This is a genomic window from Limnovirga soli (assembly GCF_013106755.1).
GTDB lineage: Bacteria > Bacteroidota > Bacteroidia > Chitinophagales > Chitinophagaceae > Limnovirga > Limnovirga soli.
Map to the genome: position 1 here is coordinate 84,642 of NZ_WHPF01000006.1, position 22,805 is coordinate 107,446.

A 22,805-nucleotide genomic window follows, 5' to 3' on the forward strand; every position below is an offset into this window, starting at 1 on the left:
CTGCTTACTTTAATTTTAGCCTATGTTTTTGTTAGATGGTAGCGCGGGCTTCTTTTCTCAGTTACTGGCAACACTTAAAAGCTGGGATACTTGGCTATTTTTAAAAATAAACAATAGCTGGACAACCCCCTTTTTAGATACCAATTACCCGTGGTGGAGGGAGGCCAGCACCTGGATGCCTCTGTATTTTTTCCTGATTTTTCTGGTATTGTACAATTTTGGATGGAAGGTTTGGCCCTGGATTCTTTTATTTATTGCCACTGTTGGGTTATCTGATCAAATTAGTAGCGGTATTATTAAAAACTGGGTGGCAAGACCCAGGCCCTGCGGCGATGATGTGCTGATGTACAAGGTAAGATTACTACTTAACCATTGCCCGGGTAGCGGCAGTTTTACTTCATCGCATGCTACCAACCATTTTGCGATGGCTTGCTTTTTATATGTTACATTAAAACCTTTTTTTGGTAAATGGGGAGGAGTATTTTTTGTGTGGGCAGCCACCATTAGTTATGGACAGGTATATGTGGGAGTTCACTATCCTTTAGATATTATCTGCGGCGCCTTGTTGGGCCTTGGCATCGGTAAATTAACTGCAACAATCTTTATGCGTAAGGTTGGCTGGCCGCCTTTATTACCATTTGCAGCGGCTTTGCAAAACGATGTAGATTAAATGGCCTTATCCGCCGGTAGCCCCGTCTCTAACGCGAACTTTTTTCTTGCCAGAATTTTTTTTCTCATATAACTGAACCTCCGGTGGTTTTTTTAATGAAGCAGAATCACTCTTTATGTATTTAGGTTTTTCTGCCACCATGGTGCTACTTTTATAATAGGCCGCTTCTTTTTTTATATCCATCATTTGGTTAAGAATCCATTCCTCTGTTTTTATCAGGGCGCCAGTGGCAGCGTTATAAAAACTCCAGGTACCATGTTTTGCCGACTCTGGTTCTGATTTTATAATACGTTTATATACCGTATCCGAATGTAAGTCTGGTACATCTATGGTATCATAGGCATTTGCAGGGTTAAATGCCCGCCAACTCTCAATTCTTTCAACACCCATACTGTTATAAAAAGTACTAAGTCCGTTTTTTAATCCCCATTTATAATTTTCATTACTTAATATATCGCCAATTAAAGTATAGGTACTCCAGGCACCTTCTTTTTTATCGTTTATGTAAATACCCGTTTCCAAATAACCTGGTTCGCCTCTTAATGGAGGCTGTTCAATAAGCCATTGCCCCTGTTTCAGGTTATTCATATCCACCCGGTTCAGCGTATCACCTTTAGCACCAAGCTTATACGATTTCCATTGTGCAAAAACCATATTTACACTTAGTAAACCCAGCACTAAAAACAACAAATATTTCTTTTGTAGCATAATCAATTTTTATTAGCCCAACCGCAGTGCAGGCATTAAGCATTCTTGCGTCGCACACTTGTACTGTGGTAATTCTTTGCAGCAAAACAGCCGGTATTCTATTAGTTAACCAACTAGCTAAACCTTTTTATTTCGCCTGATCAATAAACCATTGTATTGCTAATTTATAACCTGCCAACCCCAATCCACTAATGGTACCTTTACATTTTGCCGACACATGCGAAATTTTCCTAAAATCCTCCCTTGCATGTACATTGCTGATATGCACTTCAATAACAGGTGTGGTAATAGCCGCAATGGCATCGCCCAGTGCCACTGAAGTATGAGTATACCCACCAGGGTTAATAACAATACCGTCATAATCAAAACCACGCTGCTGTAAAGCATTTATCAACTCACCTTCTACATTGCTCTGGTAATAATCAAACGTAATATCCGGATACAAATTTTGTAACACCCCATAATACTGTTCAAATGTTTGAGAGCCATATACTGAAGGTTCCCGGGTACCCAGCAGATTTAAATTTGGACCATTGATAATTGCTATTTTCATGCGTATTGTTTAAAAAGCGTTGCGTGCCTGTTTAATTGTAAAAATACTAATAACACTGCATTAGATGCACTACATTGCGGTAGATGAAAAAATTATTAACTTTCACCCTTTAATCAAGGAATTACAAAACTTAAAATCGCTGGCATTTAGCTATATGGATAATTTATATTACACGTATTACCAAAGCCCTGTTGGCATGCTTAAAATTGGCGGCACAGATAGCTATATTGCAGAATTAACTTTTGTTGACAATCCCGATCAGGTAATACACGGCGAACCGGGGATTAGTGATGTAATACACCAGTGTACTGAAGAATTGATTGAATTTTTTAATGGCAAACGCAGACATTTTACCATTCCCGTTCATCAGGAAGGCACAGAATTTCAACAAAGGGTTTGGGCCGAATTGGTGCATATTGGCTTTGGTAAAACCATTAGCTATATGGATTTGGCCAAAAAACTGGGCGACCCTAAAGTAATTAGGGCTGCTGCCAGTACCAATGGCAAAAATAAAATTGCCATTATAGTGCCCTGCCACCGGGTTATAGGTACTGATAAATCTTTAACCGGTTATTCTGGTGGTTTGTGGAGGAAGAAATGGTTATTACAACACGAATTTAGAATTGCACACGGCGTACAAACGCTTTTCTAAAAAATACTTTTAACTACTTATGCCTGGTTGTTTGCCGCCCAAAGAATCGGAACGATAAACCGAGCGTGGCAAGTAAAGCTTCATTTTTATGCTGGCCCCTGTAACCAAAAACCTATTTTAAATCCGCACTACCAAAGCCTAATGGCAGCAATGCAGCCGATTGATCTATCAGGTAAACTTCACCCTCCATGCCGCTTAATAAAAGCCGAATGGGGAATTGTTGCCTTTCTTCATATTCATGTATGGTTTGCCGGCAAATACCGCAAGGCGCAGCCGGTTTATTGCTGATACTATTTAGGTTATTACAGGCTATGGCCATGGTATTAATACCTACACCCGGGTATTGAGAGGAGGCAGATGAAAGCAGCACCCGCTCGGCACAAATACCAACAGGATAACTTGCATTTTCCTGATTGCTGCCGGTTACAATTGCTTCGTTTTGCAAGTGGGCTGCTGCGCCTACATGAAATTTAGAATAGGGTGCATATGCGTGATCGGTGGCAGCCCTCGCTTTATGCAGCAATAAGGCATCGTCCTCCTTTAGCTCATCAATTGAGGCAAAAACATGGTAATTAAAAATAAGTTGTTGCTGGTGCATAGATTAGTTTTTAAAATAAACCCTATTAAGATAAAAAGGTCCCCGCTACAGTAGTTGCGGGGACCCCATTTATTTGGCAAATAAAGTTACACTATTTAATACTACTGAACAAGCGATCCCAACGCGGACCATTATTCCAGCTAAACCAGATTAGGGATGCTTTACCTACCACATGTGTTTCGGGAACAAAACCCCAGAAACGGCTATCCTGGCTACGGTGACGGTTATCGCCCATCATCCAGTAATAATTATAGATGGGTGTATAGGTGTTGGTTTCTTTTCCGTTAATAATAAATTTACCTCCGTTATCTTCCAGCGTATTGTGTTCATACACGGTAATTAAACGTCGGTATAATTCAATATTATCTGCAGTAAGTGTAATGGCAACATCTTTTTGGGGAATGGTAATTGGCCCAAAAAAGTCTCTTGACCAATTGGCCGAAAGGTTGCTGTATGGGAATGTGTTTTCCTGGGTATACAAGGCCGGCTTGCAGGTACCGCCAACCAGTTTTTCCACTTTTACTTTTTCTTCAGGTGTCATGTTTATAATTACACAACCACTATCGGGCATAATATCACCTAAACCGGCACTGGTATTTATATCCAATTGATCATTTAAAAATTCGGCGGTAACAGGTTTACCATTAATGGGAACATTATAATCTATTTGAGAACCCGGAGGCACAAATGCAGGTTGATTATTAATATACAATACACCGGCTTTTACCTGTAACACATCTCCATAGATGGCTACGCAGCGCTTAATATAATTATCAGTTTTATCCATTGGGTGCACCAGAATATGACCAACATAATCTGCCATCAGGGCATCTCGGTTGCCATTATATCTTTCGCGCAGCATATCATAATAAGGTACAGCCGAACCAAAACCCTCCAAATTAATTATGGTATCCCCTGCCGGGAAATTAAACACCACCACATCGTTGCGTTTTATATCTGTATATCCTGGTAATCTGGTATAAGGAACTTGTATCCACTTTAAATACGAAGGGGTTGTGGGCATAGCGGGCAAGGTATTATGTACAAATGGAAAGCTGATGGGTGTTTGAGGCAATCTTGGCCCGTAGCTCATTTTATTTACAAACAGAAAGTCGTTAATCAACAAGGTCTTTTCCATACTTTCTGTAGGTATGGTATATGCTTCAAAAATAAAAGTCCTGATAATGGTAGCAGCTACAATAGCAAATACAGCAGCATCTACCCACTCACGGGAAGGAGATTTTTGGTACAGGCGTACTACTTCAGTACCACCCCAGCGTACTTCTTTTGAATATCCCAAATAAGGCAGGTAAACAAATGGCAAAAACACTGCAGCAGTGTGGTTTGCAACATTAAAACGACCAAAATGCATTACAAAAATTATTACAATCCAAATAGTAATAAACTGTCCGGCAATAGGTATTAATTGTAACCAAAACCAAAATTTGGGAATATTACAAACCTCAACAATACACCATGTATTATAAAATGGAACAAAGGCTTTCCAGGGAGTTATTCCTGCTTTTTTAAACATGCCATAAATACCTAAATGCCAACCTATAGTGCCAAGAATAAATATAATCCAACCCATTTTATTAAATTTAATGTGCGCAAAAATAACATTCTCTTAAAGGTTTCAAAATCAAACTGCACAAAGTTTTCATAATTATCTACGGCAATTTAACCTAAAACTAAACTTATTAAGGTAAGTAGCAGGCTTTTCATAAATATTACAGCATGGCGTAAGATTTTTGAAGTTTGCCTGTATACTTAAATGATTTTTGCAATAGAATAACATTTACTCTTTCTTTAAACAGGTCTATAATAAAATTTTGCCCATTGCAAAATCATAGCTTAATTTAATGCAGGCAAAAAATATTTAGACCAAATACCTGAGTGTCGTAATTAAATGGAAAAGTTTACTATTCACAATATTGAAAGCCTTTGTAATATAAAAGCCCATACCTTACGTGTTTGGGAGAAGAGGTATAATATTATGCAGCCCGATAGAAAAAAAAGTAAACACCGGCTGTACAGTAATAACGATCTCAAATTTCTCCTCAGGCTATCTTTTCTGTACCATAAGGGCATAAAAATCTCAAAAATTGCTTCACTATCTCCTGAAGAATTTAAACAGCTTACTCAAAAAAGCAACGACACAACAGAGCAATATCTTTTATTTATTAACGATCTCATCGATGCCTCTATTGATTTTAACGAAAACTCATTTGAGGCCATATTTGAAAATGCAATAAAACTGGTGGGTTTAGAAAACACCATGCGCCATATCATTTACCCCTATTTCGAGAAGATAGGTTTATTATGGATGAATGATGCCGCCATTCCGGCACAGGAGCACTTTAGCAGCAACATAATACGCAACAAACTAATTTTTGCTATAGATACTATCAAAAAAACAGCTCAATCTAAGGGGCCAACTATTTTATTATTCTCACCAGAAGAAGAGTTTCATGAAATTCCTTTACTGTTTATCTGTTTTCTTTTGCTGCAAAACAACTGGAAGGTTACCTATTTTAGCACCAATGTAACCAGGCAAATGCTGGAATATTATTGTACCAACAAACCGGTAGATTTTATTTATATGCATCCCATAACCAACCTTACCCGATACAATATAAACCAATATACAAAACAACTTTTGCAGGCATTGCCTCATCAGCAACTACTCATAAGCGGTCCGCTGGTTAAGCATATTCATTATCAGCATAATAACCTTAAGCTTCTTCTTTCGGCTGAAGCACTTTCTTTATTCATAAAAACGGCATCGTTATAAAACAATGCCGTTTAGGTAATGTATTAAAATTTTGGCGTGCCCCTTTGGGTCGGGCTATACGCTGCAAGTCCTCGCTACACTGCGTTTCGCTGCGGGCTTTCCGCTACTATCCCTCACGCAGATACCTGATTCATTTCTTAGTATTACATCAGGTTTTCAATTACCATGGCGCTGGCGCCACCGCCACCATTACAAATTCCGGCAGCTCCATATTTTGCATTATTGGCTTTTAACACATTAATTAAAGTAACAATAATTCTTGCTCCACTGCAACCCAAAGGGTGCCCCAAACTTACTGCACCGCCATGTGCATTTACTTTTGAAGCATCCAATTGCATCCTTTTGGTATTTTCAATGCCAACAACAGCAAAGGCTTCGTTCAATTCCCAAAAGTCAATTTCATCCATTTTAAGCCCAGCCTTTGCCACCGCCTTTGGTACTGCCAGCGAGGGTGCTGTAGTAAACCATTCCGGCTCTTGTTCTGCATCGGCGTAAGATAAAATACGGGCTATAGGTTTTAATTGCAGGGCTTCAGCCTTTTCTTTACTCATTAATACCAATGCAGCCGCTCCATCATTCATGGTACTGGCATTTGCAGCCGTTACTGTACCGTCTTTTACAAAAGCAGGTTTTAAAGCTGGTATTTTATCAAATTTTACATTAAAAGGCTCCTCATCTTTTGCAAAAATTACCGGCACTCCGTTACGCTGAGGAATTTCAACAGGCACAATTTCATTAGCAAATTTACCTGCGTTAACAGCAGCCTGACTGCGTTTATAGCTTTCTATGGCAAACGCATCCTGGTTTTCACGGCTAATACCGCAGGTACTGGCACAAAGTTCTGCTGCATTACCCATGGCTTTGCCGTCATATACATCCGTTAAACCATCTTTGGCCAATCCATCAAGCATGCTGGTATTACCATATTTGTTACCCCAACGCATTTGTTCTACATAAAATGGTACGTTGCTCATACTTTCCATACCACCTGCAATTACAATATCGGCATCGCCCAGCAAAATGCTTTGAGTGGCCAATGCTATTGATTTCATGCCACTTGCACAAACCTTATTAACAGTGGTACAATTTACACTATTTGGTAAGCCGGCAAATTTTGCTGCCTGCCTGGCCGGTGCTTGCCCCAGGTTGGCCTGAATTACACAGCCCATCAATACATCATCTACTAATGTTGGGTTTATACCTGCTTTTTCCAAGGCACCTTTTATTGCAATGGCTCCCAAACGTGTGGCTGAGAAATCTTTTAAGCTCCCACCAAAACTTCCTATGGGGGTACGTACTGCAGCCATTATATATACTTCCTTCATATCATCAGCATTTAAATATTCAGTTAATCATTCAAAGATAACAGTTGTTAGCAGAATCAGAAGCTTGAATGTCTTAGAAATTGACACTATAATTTGGATACCCAATATGGCCGCAACCTTCAATTACACTTTATTACTGTAAAACAATTCCAACAGGCCCAAATTAACCTGCTGCCACAAGGCCGGAACCCTGAACCGAGCGTGGCAAGAGCGGATGCCATAAGATACCCTGCCTGTAACCAAAAAATATAAAGCACAACAATTACAAAATCCCTTCATCGGCAAAACTAAAATAGCCCTCTTCGCTAACAATAATATGGTCTAACACATTAATATCAAAATAACGGGCGGCCTCTTTTATTTTATGGGTAAGATCTTCATCGGCCCTGCTGGGTTTAAGATTGCCGCTGGGATGATTGTGGCAAAGAATAAGGTTTACCGCATCGTTTTCCAATGCTTTTTTAAGAATAATTCTTGGATCAGCCACGGTACCGGTAATACCGCCCTCGCTTATAATTTCGTAGTGATTAATTTTATTGGCCCTGTTTAAATAAATTACCGCAAAAACTTCGTGCTTTTTGTGTTGCAGTTTGGCTTTTAAAAAACGGGCAATATCAGCGCTTTGCAAAACCACCTGCTTTTTAGTAAATGAGGCTTCTTTTCTTATGCCTAATTCCAAAGCAGCTATAATGGTAACCGCTTTGGCCTCGCCAATACCTTTTACTTTAAGCTTTAGCATTTCTTTTACCGATAGCCGGGCCAGCTGATGTAAATCATTATTTACAGTGCCCAGTATTTCCTTGGCCACATCAACGGCTGTTTTTTCGGTGGTACCAATGTTAATAAGTATGGCTAAAAGCTCGGCATTGCTAAGGGCGTCTACCCCTTTTTGTATCAGCTTTTCCCTAGGCCTGTCGTCTTCTGCCCAGTGTTTAATAGTTGTGCTTTGCATGTTGACAATTTATGAACATACAAATTACAAATTCATTTGCTAAATTCTATCTTCGCGACTTATTTACAATAACTATGGACCCTTCAGTAAAAATATTTGCCGGAAACGGCTCGAACGCATTAGCAGAGAAAATTGCCCAGCGTTTTGGTGCAGCTTTAGGAAAAATCAACATACAGAAATTCAGTGATGGGGAATTTCAGCCCATTTTTCTGGAAAGTATACGTGGAGATTATGTTTTTTTGGTGCAAAGTACCTTTGCCCCTGCCGAAAACCTGATGGAATTATTGCTGATGATAGACGCGGCCAAACGTGCCAGCGCCTATAAAATCATTGCCGTAATTCCTTATTATGGCTTTGCAAGGCAGGATAGAAAAGATAAACCCAGGGTGGCTATTGGCGCTAAATTAATAGCTACTTTACTAGAGGCCGCAGGAGCTAACAGGGTGATAACCATGGATTTACATGCACCTCAAATTCAGGGTTTCTTTGATATTCCGGTAGACCATCTGGATAGTTCTGCTATTTTCATCCCTTACATTGAACAACTTAAGCTTGAAAACCTTACTTTTGCGGCCCCCGATGTAGGAAGTACCAACCGCGTTAGGGAAATTGCCAGCTATTTTAATGCCGATATGGTGATTTGTGATAAGCACCGTAAACGCGCCAATGAAATAGCCAGCATGGTGGTAATAGGCGATGTAAAAGACAAGGATATTGTACTGATAGATGACATTTGTGATACCGGAGGTACATTGGCCAAAGCCGCAGGTTTATTAATGGAAAAGGGTGCAAGAAGTGTAAGGGCGCTGTGTACACATCCAATTTTAAGTGGTAAAGCATACGAAAACATTGAAAACAGTGTGTTAGACGAGTTAATAGTATGCGATACAATTCCGCTTAAAAAGGAGAGTCCAAAAATAAAAGTTATTTCAGTTGCAGATTTACTGGCCATTGCCATTAGAAATGCATACGAAAACAAAAGTATCACCAGCCTCTTTATTCATTCGCAGTTAAGGGGTAAACGATAAAAGTTCTTTTTAATTAATAGTTAGGCTGTTGTTTAGCCAGGCAGGAGAATAAGTATGTAGCATCCGTTGCGTCGCACTCTTGTACGGTTAAATACTTTATGCAGCAGAAAATATATTGCTAAAGCACTTGGCTGATAGCTACACGCTTTTTTATAAACAAAACAAAAACAAATGAAGACAATTACAATCGAAGGACAACTGAGGACCGAAACCGGGAAAAAAGCCACCCGCCAACTTCGCCTTCAGGAAATGGTGCCAGGTGTAATTTACGGCGGCGAAAATGAAGTTAGCTTTTATGCTTCTGCAAAAGCTTTTAAATCATTGGTATACACTGGTGAATTCCAGATTGCTGAAGTAAGTGTAGATGGCAAAGTGTACAGAACCATTTTAAAAGACTTGCAATTTGACAAAGTAAGTGATGCGCTAAACCACGTTGATCTTATGGAGTTGGTAGAAGACAAAAAGGTTATTGCTACACTACCATTAAAGTTCACCGGCGCATCAGCAGGTGTGAAAGCTGGTGGTAAACTGGTTTTAAAAATGAAAGCTATTAAGGTAAAAACCTTGCCTAAATATCTTAAAGAAACTATTGAGGTAGATATAACTAATCTTGAATTGAATGGCAACATTCGCGTACAGGATGTTATTGCACCAAATATGGAAGTAATGAACTCTCCACGTATTTCTGTTGCGTCTGTTGTAATGACACGTCAGCTAAAACAGGAAGAAGCAGCAGCACCTGCAAAAGGCGCAGCAGCAGCCAAGAAAAAATAGTTTTTTATGTAATTATAAAGCCCTGTACGTTTGTACGGGGCTTTTTTTTGAGTTGTTATTTAACTATTTACAAAACTACCAACCTTGTTTTTGCTGCACAGCATACTGCAGTACAAGTGTGCGACGCAAGTAATGCTGCATTATACATAAATGCCGGGCTAAAAGCATTTATTAAAACAAATGGTTTAAAGTTGTTTAATATTTTTGAAGTATGTCGAAATTTTTAATTGTTGGTTTGGGAAATATTGGCTCCGAATATGCTCACACCAGGCATAATATTGGATTTGATGTGGTGCAGGAGTTTGCGCTAAAACATGGCGGTCTTTTTATGAACAGCAGAATGGCAGATGTAGCTGAAGTAAAATGGAAGGGCAAGATATTTATTTGTATAAAACCCACAACTTACATGAACCTTAGTGGCAAAGCATTCAGGTATTGGATGGATAAAGAAAAAGTGGCCATTGAAAATACACTAACCATTGTGGATGATTTGGCAATACCCTTATCAAAATTAAGAATGCGCTCATCGGGCAGTAGCGGCGGTCACAATGGATTATCTGATATTGAACTAATGCTGGGTACAGATAAATATCCAAAACTACGATTTGGTATAGGTAGTAATTTTCCAAAAGGTATGCAGGTAGAATATGTTTTGGGCAAATGGTTTCCAGAAGAAATTACAGTGGTAAAAAATAAAATAACCGCCAGCGTAGAAGCCATAGAAAATTTTGCCACCATAGGTATTGAACGTACCATGAACCTGATAAATAAAACAGAATTTACCTAACAGGCATAATCACTTTTTTATATTGTAAGTATTAAGTATTTTTATTTCGTAAAGGAAATTTATAAACTGACAAAGGCCTTTTTACCCCTTGAAAATTGTTGCATATGAAAATTTTTTGCGTTGGTAGGAATTATGCTGAACATGCAAAAGAATTAAATAACGAAGTGCCAGATGAGCCTGTTATTTTTCTTAAACCTAAGAGTGCCTTATTACAGCCAGGTACGCATTTTTATTACCCTGAATTTACAAACGAACTACACTACGAGGCCGAACTGGTATTAAGGGTTTCTAAAAACGGGAAATATGTGCCAGACTATGCTGCAGCCAATTATTTTAATGCCATCACCGTAGGTATTGATTTTACTGCCCGCGATATACAACAGGAATTAAAGAAAAAAGGACTTCCATGGGAAAAAGCAAAAGCCTGGGATAATTCTGCCCTGGTAGGTGAATGGATAGAAACTACACCCGCCATGCTAAAAAACCCGATTCATTTTTCTATGAAATTAAACGGCGAAACGGTGCAAACCGGAGATAGCAGACAAATGCTTTTTAATTTCGGAAAAATTATTGCCAATGTATCTCAATACTTCTCTTTGAATATTGGTGACCTTATTTTTACAGGAACCCCCGCCGGTGTTGGGGAATGTGTTGTTGGAGACGAAATGATTGGCTATTTTGAAAATAGAAAAGTGTTTTCATTGCTGGTGAAATAATCTCATCTTAACCTCTATTATTAGAATCTGAAGCTGATATTTGCTGTATGGTTACTGTTACTTTACTTAAACAGGCGTACAGCCTGATGACTACTGCCCGCCAAATGGCTGAGTTATACGACAATAACCGCCCAATTTGTAAATACGTTCATTCTACTTCCAAAGGCCATGAAGCTATACAAATAGCCACGGGTTTACAATTGCTTCCCTGCGATTATGTTAGCCCCTATTACAGAGATGATAGTATTCTGCTATCAATTGGCTTTTCCCCATATGAGTTGATGTTACAATTACTGGCAAAAGCGGAAGACCCATTTTCCGGTGGGCGCTCTTATTATTGCCACCCCAGCAGCAGGGCAACAGACAAACCGGGTATTATTCACCAAAGCAGTGCAACCGGTATGCAAGCCATTCCTACAACGGGATTGGCTCAGGGCATACAATATTTAGAAACCACTCATTCCAAAAAATTGCAAAAAGGCCCAAATGGAGAAAACCCTGTAGTAGTTTGCAGCCTTGGCGATAACAGCATGACAGAAGGCGAAGTAAGCGAAGCTTTACAATTTGCTGTTTTGAAACAATTACCCATCATTTACCTGGTACAGGATAACCAATGGGGCATCAGTGTTTCTGCCGAAGAAGCCCGCAGCATGAGTGCTTTTGAATTTGCTGATGGGTTTAAAGGACTTCACAAATTACAGGTTGATGGCAGTGATTTTGCTGCTGCTTATACCACCATGCACGAAGCCATTGATTTTGTTAGAACCAATCGAAAGCCTGTTTTGGTACATGCATCAGTGCCATTATTGGGCCACCATACCAGTGGTGTAAGAAAGGAGTTTTATCGCACCAAGGAAGATTTGGAAAAACATGGTTTGCAAGATCCTTTACCAAAACTAAAAACGCTTTTATTACAATATGGGTGCACCGAATCTGAGATAGCAGCTTACGATGAGGCGGCCATTACGCTGGCGCAAACCTCTTTTAATAAAGCAATTGCTTCCCCTGATCCGCTCCCATCAACTGTTATGCAGCATGTATTTGCACCTGCCACCATCACCGAAGAAAAAGGTATCAGACAACCCGAAGGCAAGGAAAAAATTATGATGGTGGATGCCGCATTATTTGCTATTGAAGAATTAATGCAGGACAACGATAGCTGTATATTGTACGGACAGGATGTTGGCCGCAGGTTGGGCGGCGTTTTTAGGGAAGCAGCCACATTAGCTGAAAAATTTGGCGACCACAGGGTTTTTAATACCGCCATACAGGAAGCCTATATTGCCGGCTCCACCGTAGGTTTATCGGCCCTGGGTTTAAAACCCATTGTAGAAGTTCAGTTTGCCGATTATGTTTACCCGGCATTAAACCAGCTGGTAACAGAAGTATCTAAATCCTGCTACTTATCTAATGGCAAATTCCCGGTTAGTATGGTGCTAAGGGTGCCAATTGGCGCTTATGGCGGTGGCGGCCCTTACCATAGCGGCAGTATAGAATCTACCTTGCTTACATTTAAGGGTATTAAAGTATGTTATCCCTCAAACGCTGCCGATATGAAGGGACTAATGAAAGCTGCTTTTTATGATCCTAACCCGGTTATTATGTTAGAGCACAAGGGTTTGTACTGGAGCAAAGTACCCGGTACAGAAGAAGCTAAAACCATTGAGCCCAACCGGGATTATATCATTCCTTTAGGGAAAGGCCGCATAGCACTAACTGCTGATGAACAACAAGTAAAAGGGGGCAATTCGGCCTGCATTATCACCTATGGCATGGGTGTGTATTGGGCAAAAGCAGCAGCAGCACAATTTGCAGGGCAAGTTGAAATTATTGATATAAGAACGCTATACCCCCTTGATGAGGATTTGATTTTTGCCACCGTGGAAAAGCACGGCAAATGCCTTGTTCTAACTGAGGAACAACAAACCCACTCTTTTGCCGAATCGCTGGCACATAGAATTAATTACCATTGTTTTCAAATGTTGGATGCACCTGTTGCAGTATTGGGCGCTTTGGACCTGCCGGTGGTGCCCATAAACCTGGCTTTAGAAGCAGCCATGTTACCAACAGCCGATAAAGTAGCCAAACAATTAGCACAACTGCTTTCCATGTAAAATGGATTTAAAATAATTATTAGACCGGCGCTTGTATTTCATAGCATCGCCGCTAGTGAGGTATTTGCTGTTTCGCCACGCAAATACCTCACTTGTGCGTTCTGAGTTTATGGCAGCAGGTTAAAATATCTTAGATAATTACATTCATTAAGGCGTAAAATGCAACGAAATTTCCTAATCACCATTTTTTAGGATAGCTCATTTCCCGTTTTGCAATAGATTACCTCTGCTTTATCCTTTGCGTAGGTAAATAAGTAAGCGGATGCTAATGGTCTGGCAACCAACAGTGGCGAAGTACTTAAAATGTATTTTACACAACCGATGATTTAACTTCTGTATGCCCCATTTGCGGCAATACCCCTGTTAGATGTTCCGGCTTTATGATAATTCAAAATACTGAACAAATATTCCCAATAATATATGCCAAAATAAATAGTGACCTAGCCTCAATGTCATAGATGCCAAAAAGCCTGATTTCTTATAAAAATATGCCTGTAAACAATTCATTAAAAATCCTGTCAATAAAGAGTAAATAATCAAAATCCACCCTTCGCCAGGTACCTGCTCCAAAGGCTCACGCAATGAAGTCAACATTATCCCCGTCCATAAAAACGAATTATAAAATTTTCCCTTTGCATACAAATTTCCTATTAGCAGTATTAAGGTTAGAGGAATAAGTCTATAAAACACTTCTATTTCAAAAGCACCTGATGCATACAAAAACAAGGAATAAGGAAATGGTTGAAGAAATGGTGGGAGTGCCGAATAGGGTTCCGGATGCTGTATAACTTTGAAAACCAAAATATCAAGTATCCCAAATAAAGCACCGATTAATACAGGAACCGCAAATCTTTGTTTATTTGAAATACTGGAGTCAAAAAAATTTGGAAGCTTTGCTTTTGTCTGTAAAAATAAAAAAGGGATGCCTAAAAAAAGAATAAGTAAATTTTGAAGATCCCATACCCGTAAGAATGAAAAATCACCCTTTATAGAATTACCATAAATTAATCCTATAATGGCAACTAAAATAAATATTGAGTATATAATTAGATTTTCTTTTACTTCTTTTTTAGAATTAAGTCTTATTTCCATAATTTTTATCCACGAAGTTTGTTAGGTTTTTTGGTGTCTAATTGTTTGCTCTTGCTTGACCGCCAACTCAAATATATACGAAACTAGCAAATAAATTCTTCGCCTATTCAATGGTATTAAGTCTACATAACCTACCCAACCATAAAAGCTGCATTACTTGTTGCCGTACAAGAGTGCGACGCAAGTAAAGCTGTATGTTGGAATATTGCCGGGCTACAAAATTCTATTGCCGTTAGCTTAGTTGGCATTTTTTACACACCTAAAGCCGGTATGTTCCATGCCTGTATCGGGACTGCTTTTCATGCGGCGGGCAACACGGTAACCACTGCAATACCCATCGTTACACAGAAAAGAGCCACCACGCACTACACGTTTGGGAGTGTAGGGTTCATCGGGGTCGTAGCTTTTTTCGGGGCCTTGTGGGTTTAGTACGCCGTTAACCACGGTTTTATAATAATCGTATTGGTACCAATCGGCACACCACTCCCACACATTGCCGGCCATATCGTATAAACCAAAGCCATTGGGCTTAAATGATTTTACCGGCGATGCCCCTTGAAAACCATCTCGGCCGGTATTTTTATAGGGGAACTGGCCTTGCCAGGAATTACATTTTACGGCACCTTTATCTACATTTTCGTTACCCCATTCGTAGATATCGTTTTCCATTCCGCCGCGGGAAGCAAATTCCCATTCAGCCTCCGTAGGCAGGCGTTTGCCGGCCCATTTGCAATAGGCCATGGCATCGTCCCAGGATATGTGCACCACAGGATAATTGTCTTTACCCTTTATACTGCTGCCGGGGCCTTGTGGGTGCTTCCAATCGGCACCGGGTTTCCACTCCCACCATTGAGAATAATCCTGCAAACTAACCGGTACCGGTGATTGTTTAAATATTAGTGATGCGGCTACCAGTTTATCGTCGGGCGGTTTTGGCGTTCCGGGCGGCACCTGTTTTTTTATTTCTTCCCAATTGGGTTTTATTTCGGCGGTGGTAACATAATTGGTGGCTTTTACAAAAGCTGCAAACTGGGCATTGGTAACTTCGGTTGCATCCATATAAAAGCCGTTTACAGTAACGCGGTGTTTGGGAAATTCATCTTCAGCAGCCTGTTGGTTGTCGCCCCCCATGCTAAATGTTCCACCGGGTATTAATACCATGCCGGTGGTGCCAATGCCGGTATCTGTATTTATTTTTTGGGTAGTGTCTGTTGTATTGCCAAAGCGAGAAGGCACGCCTGAATGGCAATCTACCCCTGTATCTTTTTTATTGCCTAATGAATCTGCAGTTGTATCAGTATGCTGGTTTGCATTGTTACAGGCGGCAAGTAAAAGGGTTATTGTAAAGGCAAAAAGCCAATGGTGCTTTGTCATAGATGATGCTTATAGAATCCAAAAATAATCAGTAATTGTGATGTGCATGCCAGCATAGGTATTAAAATATGCTAATTGGCCTAAATGCATACTATTAATAAAATTTTATATTGCAGTATAATGTAAACTGTATGACTATAACCTGGAACGACTTTGAAAAAATTGATATACGCACCGGCACCATTATAAACGTAACTGATTTTGCGAAGGCAAAAAAACCAGCTTACCAGCTTACCATAGATTTTGGGCCCTTGGGTATTAAAAAATCATCAGCACAAATTACCCACCATTATAGCCAGGCAGCTTTATTAAACAAACAGGTGGTGGCCATTGTAAATTTTCCGGTAAAACAAATAGCCAATTTTTTTAGCGAATGCCTGGTACTGGGCGTTTACGATACTGATAATAATGTTATTCTGCTGCAGCCAGACAGTACGGTAGCCAATGGACAGAAAATTGGATAATCGGCCCTTAAAAAATCTACTCCACTCCTTTTGTAAAGAATAAATAATGCATATCTCCGTTATGTACTGGTAGTGTTATGCAATAATGAAAAACCCCACAATAGCATAGTTATGAAATATGGCTATCTTTTTTTAGGCATTATGTTGTGTATTAGTTGCCAAAAAAACAATACACCCACGCCTGATCCTATACCATTGCCCGCGGGCATGTATTTCCCCGCTATTGGCAGCAGCAACTGGCAAACCATAAGTGCTGATTCTTTAGGTTGGCATACCGCGGCCTTGCCCGATTTATATAATTACCTGCAACAAAAACATAGCAAGGCATTTATTATACTTAAAAGCGGCAAAATTGTTACCGAACAATATTTTGGCAGCTTTACACAGGATAGTCTATGGTATTGGGCATCGGCCGGAAAAACATTAACGGGTTTGCTGGTGGGTATTGCCCAGCAGGAAGGCTATTTGAACATTAATGAAACTACTAGCAAACACCTTGGTACGGGATGGACCAGCTTACCACCAGCCAAAGAACAACTTATTACCATACGCAACCAGCTAAACATGACCACCGGCTTAGATGACGGCGTTAGTAATAGCGATTGTACGGACCCGGATTGTTTGCAATACAAAGCCGATGCAGGCAGTCGTTGGGCTTATCATAATGCACCTTATACCCTGCTGGGTAAGGTAGTGGCGCAGGCTACGGGCAGCAGTTTTAGTAATTATTTTCAGCAAAAAATAAGGGATAAAATTGGCATGAATGGTTTTTGGTTAACCGTTGATGGCTACAATAATGTGTATTATAGCAATGCCCGCTGTATGGCACGGTATGGCTTATTGCTTTTAAACAAAGGCACATGGAATAACTCCACCGCTGTATTGGCAGATACGGCTTATTTTAACCAGCAGGTAAACAGTTCTCAAACTATTAATCCATCTTACGGGTATTTAACCTGGTTAAATGGCAAGGCTAAACATATGTTGCCTCAAACCCAATTTCTATTTAATGGCGCTATTATACCCAATGCACCTGCCGATATGTATTGTGCTTTGGGTAAAAACGATCAAAAAGTGTATGTGGTTCCTTCGCAAGAATTGGTGGTAATAAGAATGGGAGAAAGCGCTGATGAATCGCTTTTTTCTGTTACCGGTTTTGATAATGAACTTTGGCTACAGTTAAAAAATATTATTGGCTATTAATGACTGGCCATTTCCGCATCTGCTGCATTAAAATTCCGGCGTACAAGAGTGCGACGCAAGTTCAGTTGCCATATTACTCATTTGCCTGGCCAATAAATGTATTTACTTTAAAGCCATTTTTTGTAACCCGGCTGTTGAATTTTTATTGGGCTTTACTTGCGTCGCACTCTTGTGCGGTACCGCTATAGGGAGCTTTTAAACCGCCTAAACAAAATTTATTACTTACTTATTAAACCTTGCAATTTGTGCAAAGTCAGAAATACGAAAAATAGCAATTTACTATAAAATAGCAGCAGGGTTTTAAAACGGGGTATCATTGCATAATAGCGTGGTACCCCTATTTTTTAAAGGCAAAATATACAGCGCCCATTATAAAGCCAAAGCTAATAAGGTATTTAAGTTGAAATGGTTCTTTCAAATACCATACGGCAAACACACTAAAAATAACCAGCGTTATTACTTCCTGCACAATTTTAAGTTGAAACCCATTCATGCCACTGGTATATCCAAGGCGATTGGCAGGTACCATCAGGCAGTATTCAAAAAAGGCTATGCCCCAACTAATAAGGATGGCTTTCCATATGGGTACAGTGGTATCTTTTAACTGTCCGTACCAGGCAAATGTCATAAAAACATTAGAAACGATTAGTAATGCAATTGTTTTCATACGCTGTAATTAAACATATAAAAATAAAAAGGTATTAGCAGATGGTGATGTTTAGTCCTCGTATTTTCTTCTTTTTTGAGGTACATACTCTGCCTGGGCCTTTACCGTTTCGGCCGAAGGGTTACTGGTAATTGATACGGCGGCAAAATAAAAAACAACCAATATTAGCAGGGAAAACAGGCTTTCTGTCCAGGTGATCCAATAGCCCCACCAGCTAAATACCGCAGCTTTTTCAGGTTGTGATGCCTCGTATATAACTGGTATTTTTTGTCCTTCAACATAGCTGCGGAATATATAATCAGCATTCGCCGAATGTGGGTTTCGGCCATCGCTAAACTGCACAGAAGGTACCAACGCTGCGCTACTACTATCTTTTACAAAATGAATAGTACCGATAGTTTGCTCACCATCAAAAAAATCGGGCTGTCGTGAAAACAGGATGTACAAACTATAACAGGTAACGTATAATACTATGGCTGACTTAAACAAGTGCGTAATTTAAATGGTATAAAAAAAGGATCAGTGCTTACACCCTGACCCTTATATTTCTTCTATGATTTGCATTTAAGAACTTAAGCTTCTAAAATCTACAGGTACCAGCTTACTAACGCCTGCCTCCTGCATGGTAACACCATAAATAACATCTACTGTACTCATGGTCATTTTATTATGGGTTACAATAATAAACTGCGAATTTTCGCTAAACTTCTTAATCATTTGGGTAAACTTACCTACGTTGGCATCATCCAATGGTGCATCTACCTCATCCAAAATACAGAATGGCGCAGGTTTAATTAAATAAATGGCAAATAGCAATGCAGTAGCAGTAAGTGTTTTTTCCCCACCACTTAACTGACTAATGCTCGATGGCCTTTTACCCTTAGGTTTGGCAATAATATCAATACCTGTTTCTGCTAAGTTATCCGGGTTTTCCAGCACCATATCTGCAGTATCTTCATCGGTAAACAGGGCTTTAAATACTTTTTGAAAGTTTTCCCTTACCTGATTAAAAGTATCCAAAAATTGCTGGTTGGCTGTAGCTTCAACTTCCTGAATGGTTTGTAAAAGACTTTCTTTGGCGTTTACCAGGTCGTTCTTTTGTTCCAGAATAAACTCATACCGCTTTTTCATTTCGGTATAGGCTTCAATGGCTGTTGGGTTTACCTCGCCAATATTCTCCAGCCTTTTGCGCATTCTTTCTGAGCTATTTTGCAATTCTTCCAAACTGGAATTGGTAGTTCTTGCCTGATCCAGAATTTCATCCAGCTCTATTTTAAACTCTACATGCAGGCGCTCTTTCATGCCAGCCAGCTGTAGTTTTAGTTCATTTAGTTTATCCTTTATTTCGCTAAGTAAATGTTCCGTCATTTCACGGCTTTTTACTTTTAAGCGCAGCTCACTTTCTTTTGCCTGTAAAAAGTTCCGCAGGTTATAATAAGCCTGATCTGCCTCATTTAACTTTTTTTCTTCTTCCTCTTTTTTATGCATCAGGTCAAACAATAGGTCAATACTTGCAGCCAATGCCTCTTCACTATCCGTAATATTTTCGGCAGCTTCGGCCAGTTGTTTGGTATTTATTTCTATTTGATTGTGCAGTTCATTAAGCTGATTTTCTTTAAAAATCAGTTCCTGCCTGATAGCCGTTATTTTGCTGGTTTGTCTTGTTAATTGCAGGTTAGTATCGTTAAAAGTTGCTGTGGACTGGCTATAGTCCTGTTCTGCCAGCTGGTAATCCTGTTCCAGCAATCGCATTTCCTGTGAGGTATTTTGCAGTTGTTCGTTTAAAAAAATAAGTGCTTCACGTGTTTCGGCAATTCCATCCTGCTCATCCTGCAGGCGTTCTTCAATATCCTGTAGGCGTTGGTGGGCATTTTGCTGTGCAGCCTGTAGGTTTTCAATCCTGTTTCTAACCGCAAATACCTGATTGGTTAACTGGTTAATTTCATTTTCGGTTTGCTTAATTACATTTTCTTTAAGCTGCTCGTTATAACCAATAACCTCATTGTGCTTTTGCTTTATCTCTGCCTTCAGGGCATTAACAACAGCATCCTGCAACACAATTTCATCATGCAATTTTTCCAGGTTTTTGGCACGGCCAATTTTTTTTCCCTCAAATAAACCAACACTACCACCGGTTAGGGTATATTTTCCCTTTACATATTTTCCACTGCTTTCTAATACCACCGCATCCTCACTTTGTGCAAAAGCGGCATCGTTTTCAGCAATGTACACATTACCCAACAGGTATTCTGCCAGTTTAGTATATTGTTCGTCTACCTCAATAATACTCATTACAGGAATGGTATTCGCAGGTTGGCGGGTGTTTACTTTGCTGTCGTTCAACTTATCCAACATAAAAAAGTTGGCTTTTCCTTTTTTATTATCATCCAACAGATGAACAGCCTGTAATCCCTCTTCCAAATTATTTACTACATAATAATTCAGATATGGTTCCAACACGTTTTCTACAGCCGTGCGGTATTCCTCTTTTACATAAATAATATCTGATAAAATTGGTGCAGTATGGTTCCAATTTGGGTTTTTATGTAAAAATTTTACACTTTCCGGATAGCCTTCCATCGAATCAATCAGGCTCTTTAGCAAATCGTATTCATTGCGGCGGGCATCCAGTTTACGGTTTTCATCAGCCAGTTGATTTCGCAATACTTCCAATTGAGACTGGGTTTCCAGTATTTGCTCCTTGGTGCGTTCATGCTGTTCCTGTAACTGTAATAAATCAGCCCGCTTATTATCCAGCGCTTCTTCTTTTTCCTGCAGTTCAATGGCCAATTGTTGTAACTGGCTATCCCTGTTCTGCTTTTCATCGGTTAATTGAGCTTGTGCCCTTTGCAGGTTTTGAATAGAGGTATCAGCTACTGCCACCTTTTTTTCTGCATCAAACTGGCCTCGTTGAATTTGCTGAAAAGTGCCCCGCAAACTATCCACACTGCTCCGTTTTTCATCAAATAAGCGGCGCTTTTCTTCTACTTCAAATTTGGCAGCTTCCAGTTCGGACTGAATTTTTAATAAACGCTCTTCTTCATCTTTTACCTGTAACTGACTGTATTGAATAGAATCTTCAATGGTTCTTAATTGCCCCTCTGCCTTATTTAAAAAATCGTGCAGACTAGTTTCCTTTTCTTTTAAATAATGCAGCTTTTGAGTAGCCAGGTTCTTTTCATTCTCCCGGGTACGTACATCCTGTACCAATGCATTAAACTCGTGTTGCATCGATTGCAGCGCTCTTTCCTTCTCAATAAAACCAACTTTTTCCTGTTCCAGTGCAGCTTCTTCTGTAGCAATTTCCGCTTCCAGTAAAACTCTTTTATCGGTTTCGGCTTCCTGTTTTTCGTTTAAATCTCGGTAAGTAGTATTAAAACCATCCAATGAAGCCTTGGCCAATTCAACTGAAATTTCTTTGTAATCCTTTTTTATTTCAAAGTATTTCTCGGCTTTTTTTGCCTGGTTTTCCAGCATTTTCAGCTGGTTATTTATCTCAAACAATAAGTCTTCAATACGATTAAGATCCTGTTCGGTGGCGTCTAATTTATTCTTGGCTTCTTTTTTTCTTGTTTTATAAATGGTAATGCCAGCTGCTTGTTCCAGCATACGGCGGCGACTGTTTTCCTTATCCTTGATAATATCGTCTACCATGCCCAACTCAATAATGGCATAACTATCGGTTGAAACTCCGGTATCAAGAAAAAGGTTATTGATATCTTTTAAACGGCATTGAACATCGTTAAGGCGATATTCACTTTCACCGTTTTTATAAAACCTACGCGTTACAGTAACTGTACTAAACTCTGTTGGCAGCAGGTTACGGGTATTTTCAAAAGTAAGACTCACTTCAGCCAAACCACTGGCACTTCTGGTTTTACTGCCATTAAATACCAATGCCTCAAGATTTTCACTTCTTAAAGCAGATATCTTTTGCTCGCCAATTACCCAGCGAATAGAATCAATAATATTACTCTTACCGCAACCGTTGGGGCCAATAATACCGGTAATACCTTCGTCAAAATTCACGATGGTTTTATCAGCAAAACTTTTAAAGCCCTTAATTTCTAATGATTTTAATCTCACGTTTCACCCATTTTGTCAAATGCGAACTTAGGCTAATTGCACTATAAAATAAAAGTTGAATAAGGGGTTGTGGAGAAGCTGTGCAGAATTTACTTAAAGCTTTAATACTTATCCACACTAAAAAAGAGAATAAAACCTTCTTTTACTTGTATATCAATTATTTATAAATTTTAATGCATATTTTTTGTTACAATCTATTGCGCCTCAATTTAGCTGTTGTTGTGTCACTCACTTGTACAATTTATCAA

At 39.5% G+C, this 22,805-nt stretch carries 21 protein-coding genes; 10 read left to right on the top strand and 11 right to left on the bottom strand.

The features are described 5' to 3' along the window. The first annotated feature begins 22 nt into the window (after positions 1 to 22). The gene (locus GD597_RS09310; protein ID WP_171607577.1) at positions 23 to 670 is read left to right on the top strand and encodes a phosphatase PAP2 family protein; all 648 of its coding nucleotides are present in this window, start codon (positions 23 to 25) and stop codon (positions 668 to 670) included. A 6-nt stretch (positions 671 to 676) separates the two neighbouring features. Here the strand turns inward: GD597_RS09310 and GD597_RS09315 are convergent, their stop codons facing one another. Both GD597_RS09315 and aroQ read right to left on the bottom strand, forming a co-directional pair. Next, complete coding sequence (locus GD597_RS09315) at positions 677 to 1,378, bottom strand: hypothetical protein (protein WP_171607578.1); 702 nt, start codon at positions 1,376 to 1,378, stop codon at positions 677 to 679. A gap of 127 nt (positions 1,379 to 1,505) precedes the next feature. Beyond that, positions 1,506 to 1,931: a type II 3-dehydroquinate dehydratase gene (gene aroQ, locus GD597_RS09320; protein WP_171607579.1), complete on the bottom strand. Its 426-nt coding sequence runs from the start codon at positions 1,929 to 1,931 to the stop codon at positions 1,506 to 1,508. A gap of 64 nt (positions 1,932 to 1,995) precedes the next feature. Between aroQ and GD597_RS09325 the strand changes: the two genes are divergently transcribed. Further along, positions 1,996 to 2,583, top strand: coding sequence for a methylated-DNA--[protein]-cysteine S-methyltransferase (locus GD597_RS09325; RefSeq protein ID WP_235954250.1), 588 nt, complete (start codon positions 1,996 to 1,998; stop codon positions 2,581 to 2,583). Between the two features lie 112 nt (positions 2,584 to 2,695). On the opposite strand, the gene GD597_RS09330 is transcribed toward GD597_RS09325, so the two are convergent. Beyond that, positions 2,696 to 3,181 carry a cytidine deaminase gene (locus GD597_RS09330; RefSeq protein WP_171607580.1) on the bottom strand — a complete coding sequence of 162 codons (486 nt, stop codon included), beginning with the start codon at positions 3,179 to 3,181 and terminating at the stop codon, positions 2,696 to 2,698. 91 nt (positions 3,182 to 3,272) lie between these two features. Further along, entirely contained in the window at positions 3,273 to 4,772 is a 1,500-nt protein-coding gene (gene lepB, locus GD597_RS09335) for a signal peptidase I (RefSeq protein ID WP_171607581.1), read from the bottom strand. Positions 4,773 to 5,090: 318 nt separating this feature from the next. On the opposite strand from lepB, the gene GD597_RS09340 reads away from it, so the two are divergent. Continuing rightward, positions 5,091 to 5,975, top strand: coding sequence for a MerR family transcriptional regulator (locus tag GD597_RS09340; protein WP_171607582.1), 885 nt, complete (start codon positions 5,091 to 5,093; stop codon positions 5,973 to 5,975). 143 nt (positions 5,976 to 6,118) lie between these two features. On the opposite strand, the gene GD597_RS09345 is transcribed toward GD597_RS09340, so the two are convergent. Continuing rightward, entirely contained in the window at positions 6,119 to 7,300 is a 1,182-nt protein-coding gene (locus tag GD597_RS09345; RefSeq protein ID WP_171607583.1) for an acetyl-CoA C-acyltransferase, read from the bottom strand. Between the two features lie 262 nt (positions 7,301 to 7,562). Further along, positions 7,563 to 8,252: a RadC family protein gene (radC, locus tag GD597_RS09350; RefSeq protein WP_171607584.1), complete on the bottom strand. Its 690-nt coding sequence runs from the start codon at positions 8,250 to 8,252 to the stop codon at positions 7,563 to 7,565. Between the two features lie 11 nt (positions 8,253 to 8,263). Here radC and GD597_RS09355 point away from each other — a divergent pair, with 11 nt between their 5' ends. From GD597_RS09355 to GD597_RS09375, 5 genes are all read left to right on the top strand, one after another. Beyond that, positions 8,264 to 9,280, top strand: coding sequence for a ribose-phosphate pyrophosphokinase (locus tag GD597_RS09355; protein WP_449405369.1), 1,017 nt, complete (start codon positions 8,264 to 8,266; stop codon positions 9,278 to 9,280). A 171-nt stretch (positions 9,281 to 9,451) separates the two neighbouring features. Beyond that, complete coding sequence (locus tag GD597_RS09360) at positions 9,452 to 10,054, top strand: 50S ribosomal protein L25 (RefSeq protein ID WP_171607585.1); 603 nt, start codon at positions 9,452 to 9,454, stop codon at positions 10,052 to 10,054. Positions 10,055 to 10,265: 211 nt separating this feature from the next. Continuing rightward, positions 10,266 to 10,841, top strand: coding sequence for an aminoacyl-tRNA hydrolase (gene pth, locus GD597_RS09365; protein WP_171607586.1), 576 nt, complete (start codon positions 10,266 to 10,268; stop codon positions 10,839 to 10,841). Positions 10,842 to 10,945: 104 nt separating this feature from the next. Continuing rightward, positions 10,946 to 11,557, top strand: coding sequence for a fumarylacetoacetate hydrolase family protein (locus GD597_RS09370; RefSeq protein ID WP_171607587.1), 612 nt, complete (start codon positions 10,946 to 10,948; stop codon positions 11,555 to 11,557). Positions 11,558 to 11,604: 47 nt separating this feature from the next. Next, positions 11,605 to 13,671, top strand: a complete 2,067-nt coding sequence (locus GD597_RS09375; protein ID WP_171607588.1) for an alpha-ketoacid dehydrogenase subunit alpha/beta — start codon at positions 11,605 to 11,607, stop codon at positions 13,669 to 13,671. A 378-nt stretch (positions 13,672 to 14,049) separates the two neighbouring features. Here GD597_RS09375 and GD597_RS09380 read toward each other — a convergent pair whose 3' ends face one another. After that, positions 14,050 to 14,763, bottom strand: coding sequence for a hypothetical protein (locus GD597_RS09380; protein WP_171607589.1), 714 nt, complete (start codon positions 14,761 to 14,763; stop codon positions 14,050 to 14,052). 237 nt (positions 14,764 to 15,000) lie between these two features. Beyond that, on the bottom strand, positions 15,001 to 16,137 hold the full coding sequence (locus GD597_RS09385) for a formylglycine-generating enzyme family protein (RefSeq protein WP_171607590.1): 1,137 nt from the start codon (positions 16,135 to 16,137) through the stop codon (positions 15,001 to 15,003). A 131-nt stretch (positions 16,138 to 16,268) separates the two neighbouring features. Here GD597_RS09385 and GD597_RS09390 point away from each other — a divergent pair, with 131 nt between their 5' ends. Together GD597_RS09390 and GD597_RS09395 are read left to right on the top strand one after the other, a co-directional pair. Beyond that, on the top strand, positions 16,269 to 16,601 hold the full coding sequence (locus GD597_RS09390; RefSeq protein WP_171607591.1) for a tRNA-binding protein: 333 nt from the start codon (positions 16,269 to 16,271) through the stop codon (positions 16,599 to 16,601). A 111-nt stretch (positions 16,602 to 16,712) separates the two neighbouring features. After that, positions 16,713 to 17,804, top strand: coding sequence for a serine hydrolase domain-containing protein (locus GD597_RS09395; protein WP_171607592.1), 1,092 nt, complete (start codon positions 16,713 to 16,715; stop codon positions 17,802 to 17,804). Positions 17,805 to 18,141: 337 nt separating this feature from the next. Here the strand turns inward: GD597_RS09395 and GD597_RS09400 are convergent, their stop codons facing one another. The 3 genes from GD597_RS09400 to smc form a co-directional block, all read right to left on the bottom strand. After that, a complete protein-coding gene (locus tag GD597_RS09400) occupies positions 18,142 to 18,471 on the bottom strand; it encodes a DMT family protein (protein WP_171607593.1) in 330 nt (109 codons plus the stop codon). A 51-nt stretch (positions 18,472 to 18,522) separates the two neighbouring features. Then, complete coding sequence (locus GD597_RS09405; RefSeq protein WP_171607594.1) at positions 18,523 to 18,960, bottom strand: DUF3592 domain-containing protein; 438 nt, start codon at positions 18,958 to 18,960, stop codon at positions 18,523 to 18,525. 75 nt (positions 18,961 to 19,035) lie between these two features. After that, positions 19,036 to 22,557 carry a chromosome segregation protein SMC gene (gene smc, locus GD597_RS09410; RefSeq protein ID WP_171607595.1) on the bottom strand — a complete coding sequence of 1,174 codons (3,522 nt, stop codon included), beginning with the start codon at positions 22,555 to 22,557 and terminating at the stop codon, positions 19,036 to 19,038. Between the last annotated feature and the right edge of the window lie 248 nt (positions 22,558 to 22,805).